The sequence below is a fragment of the Ureibacillus endophyticus genome (genome assembly GCF_024159215.1).
Taxonomy (GTDB): Bacteria; Bacillota; Bacilli; order Bacillales_A; family Planococcaceae; genus Ureibacillus; species Ureibacillus endophyticus.
The window spans coordinates 367,094-382,210 of record NZ_JAMYWW010000001.1 but is presented as its reverse complement, the minus strand read 5'-3'; the positions used below and the strand labels follow the sequence as shown (position 1 = coordinate 382,210).

Genomic DNA, 15,117 nt, shown 5'->3' with positions numbered 1-15,117 from the left:
ATCCCCATCTGTTATTGAAGAAAAATACCTACCGATGCATATATAATAACTGTTGCAAAAACAGCAGTCATATAAATTAAAGAATATGCAAACATTTTATTTGCCCATTTTTTCTCATCCATTTGGCGGTAACCAACAAAACTAATCCATAACCAAATACCACCTAAAACTAAAGAAGCGCACATTAATCCCAAACTTAATGGAATAAATAATAAGCTAGTAAACATCATAAGTATAAGATATATATTTGTTTGAATATATGTTCTTCTCATACCTTTAATAACAGGTAACATAGGGATATTCGCTGCACCATAGTCATCTCTTTTACGGATGGCAATGGCATAGAAATGTGGCATTTGCCAAATAACCATAATAATAAACAATGCCCATGCTGCTGGATGCCATATATCTGGAGCAACAGCTGCCCAACCAATTAACGGTGGCATTGCTCCCGAAATACTTCCTACCTCAGTATTCCAGATAGTCTTTCTTTTTGTCCACATTGTATATGGAACCACATAAAAGAAAACACCTAAAAATCCAAGAAATGCTGCAAGCGGCGTTGTTAAGTACAATGCAATTAGTCCTGCTATGAGTATTACAAATCCAACAATTAATACATTTTTTGAATTTAACTCACCTGTTACTGTAGGACGTGATTTCGTACGTTGCATAATTGCATCAATATCACGGTCATATAGATTATTAAAAGATCCTGCAGCCCCGATAATTAAGGCCGTACCAATAAAGGCAAATAAAATATGTGGTATATGTTCAACAAAACTTAGTTCATACGTATATAGAGCGAGCATTAGTGCAGCTATCATCGGAACTAAGTTGGACTTAATAATTCCGGTTTTTACTGTCTTCGCCCATAAGTTCATATAGTTTTGCATAGTGTGTCTAATTCTCCTCATTGTTAGGCTCACGTAGATAAGCACTATATTCTATCATACCACTTAAATAGGATATACAACAATCATATTAATTTTGAAATATAAATGGCTAATTGTAAAGAAAATGCATACCGTGTTATACATACAAACTCTACAACGCAAATAATAGTATAGTACATATAAGGCCATATTTAAATAACTTCGAAATATACTATTAAATTCAGTGATTTAAACACTTGGCCAGCATATAATTGATAGAGATTTGATTATTACATATATTAAAAAGGTGCCTCAACATTTTGAGACACCCATTAATTTATCTTTTATTTGCTTCGTTTGCTGCTAGTAAGCCTATAGTTTGGTGCTTTTTCCATACACTATCCCAATATTTCAATGACACAACTGTTTCTCCTACAGCTGGTGCTATTTCAACTGTAATTCCCGGCATTTTATAGTTCATAATAAACCAATCAGTTGAGGCTCCTGAACCAGTTTCCCCAGTTGGCGGTAACACTCGATAACCTGTAACCTTACTAATCATTTTTGCAACAGAAAGGTCGCGAGTTAATTGAGTACCTTTTTGGTGATGATAATAATAAAGGACAGATCCTGAACTATGATAAGAAATGTAGGATTTAAACTTATGCTTTGCTACAAAATTTCTTAATGCCTGTGATTCTGGCTCAGAAAATGCTTTGGTACCTTTGTAATTTTTATAGGAAGGTGCTTTTGCTGTAGCCTTTGTCGCCCATCCCCCATCAAAGTTACGATTTAAATCTACTCCGCGAATATTTGCTTTCCAACGATTATAGTTTGTGCTACCATTATTTAATTTTTTAGTAGAAGCACTGGCATTTTCTTTTGTTTGTACAAGTGTTACACCATCTGGATTCATCATTGGTACAAACCAAATACTTACTTGGTCTAATAATGTTTTAACTTGATAGCCATTAAACTTTGTTCCTTTTACATAATGATATGTATATTGATCAATCATTTCGAGCAACACATTCGTTGTCATATGTTCCCTTGCATGCATCGAAGCATCCATTAATATTTCTTTTTTACCAGTTCCCACTTTTAATGCATACAAAGTTCTTCCCTGTACAGATGTACCAATTTTAACAAGCTCGGTAAATTCAGGATACATATAAGAAAATACTTTCAAATAATACTCCATTTCCTTATAAGTAATATTCTTCTTCGGCATTACCTGATCTAAATGCTGGAAGTTACTTAAGTCTACATACACTCGTTTACCAAGTAACTCAATAACACCTCGGCCACCAGTGACCATATGTAATTTCACTTGCTCTCCTTTTACAATTGTTCCAATACTATTACCAGCTTTATCAGTAATTGGCGAGTCTTTTTCAGCAACAATTGTTCTTGGAAAACTTCCTTGTATATGTGCTTCTAAATTAGATTTCTCATCGGTTGATGTAAAAGCATCTCTTGGAATATAAAAGTACTTACTTCCTGCTTTCACAATTAAATAATTTGTCGTCACTCTCGTTGGTGTAATCACTACTCCCTCTTCTAACGTTCCAACCTCTTTAAATACGCCGGATGAAACAAAATAATAAGGAGTAGTTTTTATTACTTTCCCATTTCCATTTGTATAAGGTGAAATTTCAGGTTCTAATTCCGGTAATGGTTCTACATCGGATGGTTCTGAGGGTTCTGAAGTTCCTCCATCTTCTTCTGTAGGTACGGTTATTTCTTCAGCCTCGTTTGGTGGTTGCTCTGTAGACTCTGTAGGTTGAGTTTCATTAATTGTAGAATCCAACTCTTGATTAATTACCGGTAACTCTTCATTTACAGCATTTTCTTCATCTAAACTTATTTCTTCATTCGCGGAAACTACCGAAAATTGAGAGAGTACAAGTGCAGTTGCTAAAAAAATAGAAAGCCGCTTCTTGTTTTTAGCCATGATTTCAACTCCAATATATAGTTTTCTGATATATTATTCATTTCTATCATTTTAACTATATAAATAGAGATTTACTATAACAAACCTGTAAAATTTTTGTTAAATACATTAACTTTTAACAATACTAATATCATTTTTCTTATCTATCATAGAACATGCTACTTTCAATAACGGTAGTACAACGAGAAAAACAAATAGCAATCTAAACATTTGGAACACTGTAACTACAGACACATCTGCACCAACTGCTGTAGCAAGCAAGCTCATTTGATCTAGTCCACCTGCTGCAGTACTTAAAAAGCTTGTTGCTAATGAATAATGTAAAAAGTATTTTAATAGTAATGCTTGACCAAATGTCACAGCTAACAGGAACAATGCACTACCAATACCTAAAATTAAAACCCGTTTTCCTAACTTCAACATTTCTGGCTTCAATTGAAGTCCGATGTATGCTCCCATAAATAATTGTGCAATATGAAGTAATATGCTTGGTAATTCTGGTGTATCAATTGAACAAACATTAAGGATCACCAATAATAATACTGGCGACAAAAAGAATGATACCGGGATTTTCAATTTTAACCCTACAATCGCACTAACGTAAGAGGCAATTATTAATAAAATTATTGGAATGATGGATCCCAGTTCGAGACTATCTCCACCGCTTGCCTGAATAATATGACCCGAGAGAAAAAAAGGCACGAGGAATACAATACTAATGATTCGAACTACGTGGAAGAAAACAACAACTGCTAAGTCGATATCTTTTTCTTCCTCAGCAAACACTGTAATTTGTGCTAAACCACCCGGTACAGTACAAGTTAATGCTGTCTTTAATGATATGTTACCTATTTTTTGTATACCCAATGCCATAAAGATGCTAATAATTACGAGCACAATATTTAAAAGAAGCATGAATGTAACCAGCCAACCCGCTCCAGCTAGTAAATTCATTTGAAAAGCTTGACCAATGGAGATTCCCACAATTATTAACCCAAAATTCCGAAATTTGACTGGCCAGTATAATTCATATTTTATTAAGAACTGACTAATTAAGACAGCAAATAATGGCCCTAACATCCAAGGTACTGGCAGACCAGTTAGATTAAAACAAAAAACACCAATTAAACTAATAAGCACAACCAAACCAATTGATTTAAAATGCACAAACCGTACTCCTCTACTTTTCTATAAGATTACCATAAAATGATAAAAAAACCGAAATCCTTTGATTGAAGGAAATCGGCTTAAGAAAGAGGGTTGTGAGTTATGTGCTTATCAGTCTAACTATAATTTGTGCAAAGTAAGAGGAATTATACTTTTTCTAATATTAATTTTTTCAATTCTTCTTGTGACTCTTTTAATGTTTTTACTTCTTGCTCTAAAGAATCAATTTTATCAAGCATTGGTTGTAATGCCTCACTTAACATGATTTGTAGACGGGCTGCTTTTTCGTTATTTTCCATTATGCTTGCCTCCATTAAAGAAGTATTTTACTTACATGTTTATAATACTTCTTTCACTAATGAAAAAACAGTACTTCATACCAATCGTAATAAAACTGTCATGATTGCTGTAAGTTTAAAAGCCACCCTACCCCAAATTGATCGACAACATTGGCATGTAACGCACCCCAAGAAGTTTGCTGAAGCTCAAAGGTTATACTCCCGTCAACTATAAGCGATTGATAAACCCTCCTAATTTCTTCCTCACTTTCACATTCCAAAGAAATGCGTACGTTATCACCTTTTTGAGTTTGTCCATAAGTATCAGAAAAATGAATACTACTTGAACCAAAAGACAGCTCAGCATATAAGCATTTCCCATCATCATCTTGTTGAATATTTCGTATTTCACCACCAAATAGATTGCGATAAAATTCTATCACTTCAATGCAATTGTCCACAAAAACATACGGGCTTGCGCTTCTCATCTTAATTCCTCCATTTGAATAGAATCGTTTCTCCAATATTTTAATATTCTCAATTTATTTTGAACTTATGATGGAATGAACTTTTTAGATAAAACTTAGCAATTAACTTCAGATTTTTATCTTTTATCTGCATTATGAAAATCATTAGAACTTTTCCAATTGCAGTTTTACCCTTCATTGCTCAAAATCTACTTCAACGAAAGCTACTAAAAATCAAAAAAGAACGATTAAGTTTCCTTAAACGTCCTTTAAAAATGAACTTTTATATTGTTACAAGTAGACGATCCATAAATTGCTCAAAAGCATCCACCTTTAATGGTCGGCTGAAGAAATAACCTTGTCCGAATCTACAGCCATCTTTTGATAGCTTAAGAACATGGTCTTGTAATTCTATTCCTTCTGCAATTACTTGAAGCCCTATGGAATCAGCAATTTTTAGTATTGCTTGTACAATCGCGCTACTTTCCTCATTTTGGTGGATATCTTTCACAAATGATTGATCTATCTTTAAAATATCAATCGGTAAGTTTTTAATATAACTTAAGGAGCTGTACCCTGTCCCAAAATCATCTAAAGAGATTTGAATACCTAACTGACGTATCTCTCGTAAAATCTTAACAATATTCTCTACATCTGCAAGAATACTTTCTGTCACTTCAATTTCTAACCACTCTGGATTGAGCTTTGTTTCCATTAATACATTTTTTACTTTATCAATGAACAAAGGATCTTCCAATTGACGAACAGACACATTTACTGAAACTGTTATATCAGTATAACCAATATCATGCCATTTTTTAGTTTGTTTACAACTTTCCTTTAAAATCCATTCCCCTAAAGGAACGATTAATCCGGTTTCTTCTGCTAGTGGGATAAACTTACCAGGAGAAATCGTACCTAGATCCGGATGATGCCAACGAACCAGCGCTTCCATACCTATGATCTTGTTTGTTTGAAGATTTACTTTCGGCTGATATTCTAAATAAAATTGGTTTTCTTTAATAGCAGTTCTCATAGCACTTTCAAGTAAGCGACGTTCAATAGATTGATTTTCGATTGTTTTATTAAAAATTAAAAAATCATTTTTCGAGCCGCTTTTCACATGAGCAAGAGCGTTGTCTGCATTTTTTATAAGTTCTTCAGGCGAATCTCCGTGCTCAGGATAATTTGCTACACCAATACTACATGTCACAAAATAATCTTGTCCTTCAATATTAATTGCTTCATTAAAGTTGCTTAGTATTCGTTTTACAATAGCTTCAGTTTCTTGTATATCTTTTACCTTATTTAACATGACGATAAATTCATCGCCACCCATTCGACCTGCGATATCAATTGGGCGAATTGCCTTTTGGATATTTTCTGCAGCTCTCTTCAGTACAATATCTCCCACATCATGACCTACTTGATCATTAATTGATTTAAAGTTATCTAAATCTATAGATAGAATAGACATTTTATATTTTGATTTATGTCGATTAATTAATTCGTTGCGGAGTTGATTCATGAAAGAACGTCTATTTGGAAAATCCGTTAAAGCATCATGATAAGCTAAATGGAAGATTTTCTTTTCTACTTCTTTCTTACCTGTAATATCCTTCATCACAACTAAAATAAGGTCTTTAAAGGAACCATCTGTATGCTTTGTTTTACTGATAACTGCCTCTACAAAAATATAGTTCCCCTTTATTGTACGTAACCTAAATTCGCAATCTAAGCTTTGTTGTCCCTTTTCTAAAAAGAAATCCAAATCTTTTTGTAAAAAAGGCAAGTCATCGTGGTGAATCAAGTCAAACAAATTCCCTTGTTCCAATTCCTTTAAATCGTAGTGTAATACATTCTGAAATGATGGTGAAGCATATTCGATGTTACCATTTTCTCTAATTAACGTAATTAGGTTAACTGTATTCTCAGCAATCAAACGATATTTTTCGTTACTTTGAATAACCTGTTCCTCTAATTCCTTTTCCTTCGTTATATCTGTCCGAATTGAAATATATTGATAGGGCTTTCCCTTTTCATTTAGGAATGGAACTATCGTGGCGTGAACCCAATAAAGGCTTCCATCTTTTCTTTTGTTTTTGATTTCCCCACTCCAGATGTTTCCCTCGCCGATACACTTCCACAAATCTTTAAAGAATTGTTTCGAATGGTAGCCAGAATTTAAGATTCGATGGTTTTGACCCATTAATTCTTCTCGACTATATTGGGATAATTCACAAAATAAATCATTTACATAATTAATAGTGCCTGTTTGATCTGTAATCGCGATAATGGATGACTTATCTAGTGCATATTCTATATCCAGCAGTTTTTTCAACTGCTCTTTAATCTCTTCAATATTTGATTCATCAATCATTTGTTTCATTATCTTCATGATTGTTTACTCCTTAGCCAAATAAAGACTTGCCATACCGTCCATAATCGTGTTAACTTCTCTAATTTATTACATTTTACCAAAGTATTAACTCATAGTAGGTATATAGTTGTGAACAAACTAAGAAAATTAATACTTTTACCTTTGTACCTATACCATTTATAGGAATAAATTAGTATATTATTATGTCTTATCTGCATTTTTTTGTAAATAATTTGTATTCACTATAGTTACATGATATATGTTTAATAAACTGCAAATAAAACAAAAACATTCAAAGTGTGTAAACTTTGAATGCTTAATCGTTTCTTCTTTGTTCGGGACACCCACTAAAACAAAACTATAATTCTTTGTCCCCTCTTTTGTCCTTATCGGGAGATTAGCTTACATTATTAAATAAGAGTAGCATTAGAATTAATCGTTACATTTAATTGTATACCCTATGAAATATTCATTTATAAATTGTTGAGTTAATTCTATTTTAACTTTATCTTCATTGAATTCTTTTAAGGAGCAGGCGGTCACTATGATTAAAACTAACAATAATATAAATGGGAATCTCTTCAAGTACTCCCCCTTCCATATGAAATGCAATTATATAGGAAGAGTTCAATCATTTATTAATCTTACTTATTTGTTGGATGACAGAAGCAATCTAAAGTATGGTCATTTATCATCCCAACAGCTTGCATAAATGAATAGCAAATTGTACTACCAACAAATTTAAAACCATCTTTTTTCAATCGTTTACTCATCTTGTCGCTAAGTTCATTTGAAGCTGGAACTTCCGATATCGTTTTCCAATGGTTAATAATTGGTGTATGATCGACAAATCCCCATATGTAATTCGAAAAAGAACCGTACTCTTTTTGTATTCTTAAAAAGGCCTCCGCATTGGTTACAACACTTTGAATTTTTAATCGATTCCTTACAATTCCTGCATCTAGTCTCAATGCTTCAAGTTTTTCTTCTGTATAGCAAACAATTTTTTTCGCATCAAAATTATCAAATGCCTTTCGGTAATTCTCCCTTTTTTGTAAAATTGTCCACCAACTAAGGCCAGCTTGAGCACCTTCTAGACATAACATTTCGAAAAGATGGCGATCATCATAGACAGGAACTCCCCATTCCTTATCGTGATAATCAATATACAATTGCTCCTTTGTTACCCATGCACAACGATTTACCACTCTTTACTCCTCCTCTTCTAATATATCTCGCAAAAATTTTTCCCTATTTTCTAAAAAGTATCGTGTAATTTGATAATGATCTGTTTCTTCATAATTAACTTCTTTAATCTCTCCATCATCAAAACTGAATATTGTAGCACCTGGATATCCTAATAGTATGGGCGAATGGGTAGCAATAATAAATTGACAGTTTCCATTCGTAGTAAGGTCATGTAGAATTTTTAAAAATGATAATTGCTTTTGAGGTGATAATGCTGCCTCAGGTTCATCCAATAAATAGATAGCACCACCCCTAAATCGGTTCAAGAAAAGAGAAAGAAAAGATTCACCATGGGATTGTTCATGTAACGATTTTCCTCCATAAGCTTTATATGAATTCACTTTATCTTCCTCCCACATCTCATCAATATGGGTTGCAAAGTTATAAAAAGATTCTGCTCGAAGGAAAAAACCATTTGTAACTTTTGGCCACCAAGAAAGGCGGATATATTGACCAAGGGCCGATTCTGCGCGGTGCACTTGATAAATATTATTTCTTCCACCACCAGCTGTATTAAATCCACACATTTCTGCAATTGCTTCTAGCAGGGTTGATTTCCCTGACCCATTCTCACCAACAAAGAAGGTAACATTGTTTTCAATCTCCATTTGCTCCAAACTCCTAATTGATGGGATTGAAAACGGATATTCTTTATAAGATGAGATTAATTCTCTTTTTAATTCAACTCTTTTTAAAAACATAAAACATCCCCCTAGCCCTTAGATATAAGAAAAAACTAGTGAGGAGTTCACTAGTTTTTTGCATTAATGGATATCTTTCTTTCTAAAGTTACCGCCTCTTACCTCTGCTACATCATAAACAGTAACAAAAGCATTTGGATCAAGCTCATGAATAATTTCTTTCATTTTGCTATCTTCTAAACGGTTAATAACACAAGTAATCTCTTTAAATTCTTCATTTGAATATGCACCACGAACAATATTGTATGTAGCACTTCTTCCTAAACGGTCTCGAATCGTCTCAACCATTTCTTCTGGATGTGAAGTAATAATTTTAAAGGTTTTAGAACCACTTAAACCTTCTTCAACAATATGGATAACCTTTGATGCGATGAAGTAAGCAATACCCGATAGAATCGCTCCTTGAAGACCAAATACTGTAGAAACTACGATGAAAACAAATAAATTTAAGAATAAAATTAAATCACTTGTCCCAAATGGTAATTTTCTCGACAGTAATACTGCCAACATATCAATTCCATCAAGTGCTCCACCATTACGTAAAGCTAAACCCATACCAAAACCTAAGATAATCCCCCCAACAACGGTTACTAATAAAGTATCCCCTTCAATAATCGTTGGGATATGATGCATTAATGATGTTCCTACCGCTAATGTTGCTATTCCTAAAACTGAATAAATGGCAAAGCTTTTCCCGATTTGCTTATATCCTAACCATATAAAAGGAATGTTTAGAATACCAATTAGAACTCCTAATGGTAAACCAAAAAGTTGTGAACCAACGATACTTAAGCCTGTTACTCCTCCATCAGATACGTTGTTAGGAATGAGTACCGCTTCTAAACCATAAGCCGCGATAAATGCCCCAAGCATAATCATTACAGATTTTGATATGATTTTAACTACTTTGGGTTTTTGTTTTGTGTTTCCCATTAAGTTTCCTCGTTTCGACCTAGAATATATGTATACAAAATTGAATTGCTACAATATTTATTATAAAAGTATCTACCCTATTTGAAAAATCAAAAGTATAAAAATGTAAAACTTTTTATTTTTGTGAAAAATTTTCTATTATATATTCTTTAAACAGGGTAGAGATACAATAAAAGCTTTTAGAACCAGTATTCATGTTGTCTATGTCCTCTATTTTTATACGTATTTATAAATCAATAAACGAGGCATAGAAAAAGCACAATACTTAGCAGCACCGCACTCATGCAAAGTTTGTCGAAAGGATGACATTTTCCATTTTCAAAGGAATTCGAATCCTTTTATATTGCTCTTTGAAGATAATTTTCTTATGCTAATTTAAAGGCATTAAATATAGGAGTGGGAAACGTATGAATAGTAATATTAACAATACTAACCAACGCAATTATAATCCGCTAATTTGGATTTTATCCATTGTAATTATTGGTGTTATTTTTGCAACGTATTTTATACCAAAAAGTCCAGATAACACAATTTGGGGTGTCGAATTAACAGTATTTCCTTTGGCGAATGCAATCTTGAATAGCTTTACTTTTATCTTTTTATCAATTGCACTGTTCATGATTAAAAAGGGAAACATTAAAGTTCACCGCAATTTTATAATTGCAGCATTTGTTTCAACATTTTTATTCTGCGTCTCTTATTTAACGTATCACTCTCTAGCCGAGTCTACTAGCTATGGCGGAGATGGTATTTTGAAATATATTTATTATTTCGTCCTTCTAACACATATTGTTTTAGCAGCCGTGATTGTGCCACTTGCACTCATCACACTTGGTAGAGGATTAAATATGAAGGTAGAAAAACATAAAAAAATTGCACGTTGGACAATGCCACTTTGGTTATATGTTAGTCTTACTGGTGTATTGGTTTATTTATTGATTTCACCATACTATTAATTGCAAAAAGGAGGTGTCCAAAAAGTAATAATTTTTTGGACACCTCTTTTCTTTCTTGATAAATATCTCTTATGAATTATTGTTCCTGCGGTAGTCGAAATAAATTTCCACTATCCTCGTCACAAAGGAGTTGTCTCAAAAATGAATTTTCAGACAACTCCTTTTCTTACGATTAGTCAAGTATATTTAAGTTATTTCTTTTATTTTAATGAATTAGTTTTAGAAGGGAGGGGTACCCCTCCCTTCTAAAACTAATTTTTTCATGCCGAAAAAACCTAACGATTTTTATTTTTTTCGAAAGGTCTATATGATATAGTTGTATTACGTTTTATTACGATTTCTGAGCTGGTAGTGCGGACTCATAATCGTATAGGATTCCTCGTGTTAATAACTGAAAGGTCACTTTCAAAAATTTATTAACACAAGCTATCATCGCAACCTTATGAGGCTTTCTCTGAGGTTGCTTTTTTAATTTATAATAGTAATCCGCAAAATGATTGGGTTTTTCTTTTAACATAAGCATCCCTTGTATCATGAAATATAAAATTTTTCGCAAATGTTTATTCCCACGCTTATTGATTCGGTCCCGATATTGTGTGTTGCCAGATTGATAACGCATAATATCAATTCCTGCGTATGCATTTAATTGTTTCGCATTTTTAAAACGGCGAATATCACCGATTTCACCTATCAGACGACAAGCGGTTGAATCGCCCACACCAGGAATAGAACGTAATACAAGATATTCTTGACGTTCTTTTGATAACGTCTTCATCTGTTGGACAAGCGCTTCTTTTTTATCTTTCAATTCTGCAATCCGTATGGCGTAATCCTTTACTTGATCACATCGAACATCTGTCGGTTTAATGGCTGGATAACTATTTTGCGCTGCTTCGATTAGCTCAATTGCTTTTTTCTCTGCACGAGTAAGTGAAAGGTTCTTTTTTGTATTTGCCTTTAAATGATTTTTAATTACTGTTTTTGAATGGGCTAATACAAGTGCTGGATGTGGATACAGCTGCACGATATTTAAGAATAAAGCAGAACTTGGTGTAATGAGTTTTTCAAGCTCTGGGAAGCTCATATGCAAAATCGCATGCATCCGACTTTTAAGTAAAATTATTTCTTCATCCACTTCATCGTAATAACGTGTGAGAGCTCGCATCTGTTCATAATAATCCTCTTGAACGTATGTCGTTTCACGCTCCATTTTAAAGTGTGTTTTCGCTAATTCGTGTGCATCACTTACATCCGTCTTATGACGTCGCATTTTTGCCATTTGTAGGTTCGCTTCAAGCGGGTTCATCCGACTATATGTATAACCATGATTTTTTAAAAATGCTTCTACCGATTTCGAATAGACACCAGTTGCTTCAAAGACAATTTCAGGTGCTTGTCCATCAAACTTCGTTATTTCTTCAATACGATTATGTAATCGTTCAAAATCAACTCGGGTATGATTTAGTTCACCTTCATATTCACATTGTCGATATTGATTATACATAACTACCGAACTTTTCCCTTTACTCACATCTAACGCAATGACATGATTCATCATTCTATTCTCCTTTTTAGCCAATCATAGAAGTCCTCACATTGCCTTATCGATTCCACTTTCTTATACACGATCTCTTGGACCCAACATACTAAACTGATTCATATAAGGATGTGAAGTTAGCCGGTTTTTTTTACGGACTCTCATACGGTCCCTGGAGCTGTTCGACTTTCCTTCACTTCTACTATAAAAAAATAGTAGCACAAACCATGGCCTTGGTTTGTACTACTAATGTTAGTATTTTTTATTAGTTATTTTTCAATCTCTTAGCTTCTTCAATTATATTTTGAATCAATGTTTCAACGGATTGACTTTTCGCCAATGCTGCACTTTGACCAGACCACAGTGACATAAATTCTGCATTATGTTGTTCCCCTGATTTTTTGCGAATGTCTTGAGTGAGTGTATTTTGAACTGGGAAACTTGGTAAATTGTTTTGATGTGCTTGCATTTCAGAAATGAAACTGTTCTTTATTCCCCTTGCCCATTTACCAGAAAAAGCACGTGTTAAAACAGTAGTATCTCCTTCTACATTAAGAATCGCTTCTTTATGTACCTGATGTGCACCACTTTCGATGCAAGTTAAGAAAGCTGTTCCCATTTGTACCCCTTTTGCCCCTAAGCAAATCGAAGCCATAAGTCCTCTACCATCCATAATACCCCCAGCAGCAACAACAGGAACCCCTACATTATCTACAACTTGTGGAATTAGTGACATTAAACCAACTAAACTCTCTTGATCTTTATCAATAAAGTTGCCTCGATGCCCACCTGCTTCACTACCTTGCACAACAACGATATCCATACCTGCTTTTTCATTTGCAACTGCTTCTCGTAACGTAGTGGCTGTTCCCATGAGAATGATGTTATGTTTCTTTAATTCTTCTATAACATCAGCAGAAGGAATACCAAATGTAAAAGTACAGATTGGAATTCTCTCTTCAATGACTACTTGAATTTGCTCCATAAATGTTTCATATACAGAATTGAAATTAGGTACTTCTATATTTTCTTTTCGTGGTAAATCTAACTCATCACGAAAGCTGTTCATTATTTGATTACTTGATCTTATTTCATATTCATTAACTTCAAATTCGTTAGGGACAAACAAATTGATACCAAAGGAATTTGAAGTTAACTGCTTTAATTCTCTAATTTGTTCACGCATTTGAGTAGGTGTCATATAACCTGCACCAATCATCCCTAATCCTCCAGCATTGGAAACACTGGCTACTAACTTTGAAGTTGTAACTCCACCAGCCATTGGAGCTTGTATAATTGGATATTCAATATTTAATAATTTCGTTAGTACATTTGTTAGCATCGTTAAACTCCCTATGATTTTAGTTTCTTTAATTATGTTCGTTACATTTAGTAGTAAGTCCTTCTTACTGCAAAAAGGGATAAAATCCAATAAAAAAACGAGTAGTACAAAGTCTACTCGCTACTTAGTTGTTTTTCGTTGTATGAATGCCCCTATCATCGTAATGATGATTAAATACGGAACAATGAACATACCATAACCTGTTCCATACTCCGTTATGTCAGATGTAGAATGAAGAAACCATCCCCATAATCCATAGAGCAAGTAGCCTAAAATAACGGTAAGACTCCAAGCCCATTTCCTTCTTAGAAGTGGGTAAAATAAAGGTCCACCTACAAAAACAAGAAGAATGATTATTTGTGAAATACTAACGGACATACAGCACCCACTCTCTCAATATCTCAATCTCTTATTAGATTATAGATTAGTTGCATCTATAACGATATTTATATTATTATGGTTGCTTTAATTCATTACTTGATCAATAGCTTTATTTCGAACTAATACCTTTAAAACAACATAGGCAAGTAGTGCACCTACAAATGAACTAGCTGTGAATGCTGGAATTAGCCCAAAAAGTGTCGCATCCTGACCTAAAAATAAGATGCCAATTGGATAAGTTGCCATTGCCCCTAATATTCCAGTTCCAATCACTTCTCCCAATGCCGTTAGCTCTAAATTTTTCGTTTTAGCATATAAAATACTTGCCAGTAACGCTCCTATTATACTGCCCGGATAAGCAAACAAACTACCCGTTCCTAAAAGATTACGCATTGTTGATGTTAAAATTGCTTGTAAAACTGCGTAGGCAGGACCTAACATAACAGCAGAAATAACATTTGCTAAATGTTGAATTGGAAAAGCCTTTGCAAATCCTAATGGAATGTAAATTAATGTACTTGACGCTGTTGTAATTGCTGCAATAATTGCAGTGTAAGTAAGTTTCCTCGTTTTGTTCACACTAAAACCCTCTTTCCTTTTTACTTACACTAGCGGCGCGCGTACCCCCATTCCCCAATAAAAAAACCCTATTTACACAAAACATGTAAATAGGGAAAATGAACAGAATGATTAAGTTGCAAATCATTGTACACTTCCCTACGTTAGTACGAACTAAATCAGGTTCAAAGGGTACTTCTCAGCCGAATGGCGCCCCTAGTGTTAAATATTCGATTGTCATTATCATACCATTCTACAAATATTTCTCAAGTATTTTGATAGGAAATCCTTTCAATTATTACTATTTAAAAATACATGAAAAGAATACCCCATCTATGAT

The 15,117-nt window shown here is 33.7% G+C and carries 14 protein-coding genes and 1 riboswitch; of the genes, 1 reads left to right on the top strand and 13 read right to left on the bottom strand.

The features are described from left to right. Positions 1–11: 11 nt before the first annotated feature. From cyoE to NKR20_RS01835, 9 genes are all read right to left on the bottom strand, one after another. A complete protein-coding gene (gene cyoE, locus NKR20_RS01875; protein ID WP_245987644.1) occupies positions 12–896 on the bottom strand; it encodes a heme o synthase in 885 nt (294 codons plus the stop codon). Positions 897–1,212: 316 nt separating this feature from the next. Continuing rightward, the gene (locus NKR20_RS01870) at positions 1,213–2,829 is read right to left on the bottom strand and encodes a M14 family zinc carboxypeptidase (protein ID WP_253423111.1); all 1,617 of its coding nucleotides are present in this window, start codon (positions 2,827–2,829) and stop codon (positions 1,213–1,215) included. Between the two features lie 108 nt (positions 2,830–2,937). Beyond that, positions 2,938–3,996, bottom strand: a complete 1,059-nt coding sequence (locus tag NKR20_RS01865; protein ID WP_253423109.1) for an AbrB family transcriptional regulator — start codon at positions 3,994–3,996, stop codon at positions 2,938–2,940. Between the two features lie 146 nt (positions 3,997–4,142). Beyond that, on the bottom strand, positions 4,143–4,295 hold the full coding sequence (locus tag NKR20_RS01860) for a hypothetical protein (RefSeq protein ID WP_170148468.1): 153 nt from the start codon (positions 4,293–4,295) through the stop codon (positions 4,143–4,145). A gap of 98 nt (positions 4,296–4,393) precedes the next feature. After that, positions 4,394–4,762 (bottom strand): VOC family protein, encoded by a 369-nt coding sequence (locus NKR20_RS01855; RefSeq protein WP_253423107.1) that lies wholly within the window; start codon positions 4,760–4,762, stop codon positions 4,394–4,396. A gap of 262 nt (positions 4,763–5,024) precedes the next feature. Beyond that, positions 5,025–7,139 (bottom strand): EAL domain-containing protein, encoded by a 2,115-nt coding sequence (locus NKR20_RS01850; protein WP_253423104.1) that lies wholly within the window; start codon positions 7,137–7,139, stop codon positions 5,025–5,027. 626 nt (positions 7,140–7,765) lie between these two features. Continuing rightward, entirely contained in the window at positions 7,766–8,329 is a 564-nt protein-coding gene (locus NKR20_RS01845) for a DNA-3-methyladenine glycosylase I (RefSeq protein ID WP_121215728.1), read from the bottom strand. A gap of 3 nt (positions 8,330–8,332) precedes the next feature. Further along, positions 8,333–9,070: an AAA family ATPase gene (locus NKR20_RS01840; RefSeq protein ID WP_121215729.1), complete on the bottom strand. Its 738-nt coding sequence runs from the start codon at positions 9,068–9,070 to the stop codon at positions 8,333–8,335. A gap of 63 nt (positions 9,071–9,133) precedes the next feature. Continuing rightward, a complete protein-coding gene (locus tag NKR20_RS01835) occupies positions 9,134–10,003 on the bottom strand; it encodes a YitT family protein (protein ID WP_121216024.1) in 870 nt (289 codons plus the stop codon). 407 nt (positions 10,004–10,410) lie between these two features. Between NKR20_RS01835 and NKR20_RS01830 the strand changes: the two genes are divergently transcribed. Then, entirely contained in the window at positions 10,411–10,959 is a 549-nt protein-coding gene (locus NKR20_RS01830) for a DUF420 domain-containing protein (protein WP_121216021.1), read from the top strand. A 331-nt stretch (positions 10,960–11,290) separates the two neighbouring features. Here the strand turns inward: NKR20_RS01830 and NKR20_RS01825 are convergent, their stop codons facing one another. The 4 genes from NKR20_RS01825 to thiW form a co-directional block, all read right to left on the bottom strand. Continuing rightward, positions 11,291–12,514 carry an IS110 family RNA-guided transposase gene (locus NKR20_RS01825; protein ID WP_121216054.1) on the bottom strand — a complete coding sequence of 408 codons (1,224 nt, stop codon included), beginning with the start codon at positions 12,512–12,514 and terminating at the stop codon, positions 11,291–11,293. A 247-nt stretch (positions 12,515–12,761) separates the two neighbouring features. Continuing rightward, entirely contained in the window at positions 12,762–13,838 is a 1,077-nt protein-coding gene (locus tag NKR20_RS01820; protein WP_253423102.1) for an NAD(P)H-dependent flavin oxidoreductase, read from the bottom strand. A gap of 120 nt (positions 13,839–13,958) precedes the next feature. After that, a complete protein-coding gene (locus NKR20_RS01815) occupies positions 13,959–14,216 on the bottom strand; it encodes a hypothetical protein (RefSeq protein ID WP_253423099.1) in 258 nt (85 codons plus the stop codon). 87 nt (positions 14,217–14,303) lie between these two features. Beyond that, a complete protein-coding gene (gene thiW, locus NKR20_RS01810) occupies positions 14,304–14,798 on the bottom strand; it encodes an energy coupling factor transporter S component ThiW (RefSeq protein ID WP_253423096.1) in 495 nt (164 codons plus the stop codon). 118 nt (positions 14,799–14,916) lie between these two features. Continuing rightward, positions 14,917–15,005, bottom strand: a riboswitch (TPP riboswitch). Positions 15,006–15,117 lie beyond the last annotated feature (112 nt).

Coding starts and splice junctions, on each gene's coding strand:
- cyoE (WP_245987644.1), bottom strand. CDS start 896: ATGCAAAACTATATGAACTTATGGGCGAAGACAGTAAAAACCGGAATT.
- NKR20_RS01870 (WP_253423111.1), bottom strand. CDS start 2,829: ATGGCTAAAAACAAGAAGCGGCTTTCTATTTTTTTAGCAACTGCACTT.
- NKR20_RS01860 (WP_170148468.1), bottom strand. CDS start 4,295: ATGGAAAATAACGAAAAAGCAGCCCGTCTACAAATCATGTTAAGTGAG.
- NKR20_RS01855 (WP_253423107.1), bottom strand. CDS start 4,762: ATGAGAAGCGCAAGCCCGTATGTTTTTGTGGACAATTGCATTGAAGTG.
- NKR20_RS01850 (WP_253423104.1), bottom strand. CDS start 7,139: ATGAAGATAATGAAACAAATGATTGATGAATCAAATATTGAAGAGATT.
- NKR20_RS01840 (WP_121215729.1), bottom strand. CDS start 9,070: ATGTTTTTAAAAAGAGTTGAATTAAAAAGAGAATTAATCTCATCTTAT.
- NKR20_RS01835 (WP_121216024.1), bottom strand. CDS start 10,003: ATGGGAAACACAAAACAAAAACCCAAAGTAGTTAAAATCATATCAAAA.
- NKR20_RS01830 (WP_121216021.1), top strand. CDS start 10,411: ATGAATAGTAATATTAACAATACTAACCAACGCAATTATAATCCGCTA.
- NKR20_RS01825 (WP_121216054.1), bottom strand. CDS start 12,514: ATGAATCATGTCATTGCGTTAGATGTGAGTAAAGGGAAAAGTTCGGTA.
- NKR20_RS01820 (WP_253423102.1), bottom strand. CDS start 13,838: ATGCTAACAAATGTACTAACGAAATTATTAAATATTGAATATCCAATT.
- NKR20_RS01815 (WP_253423099.1), bottom strand. CDS start 14,216: ATGTCCGTTAGTATTTCACAAATAATCATTCTTCTTGTTTTTGTAGGT.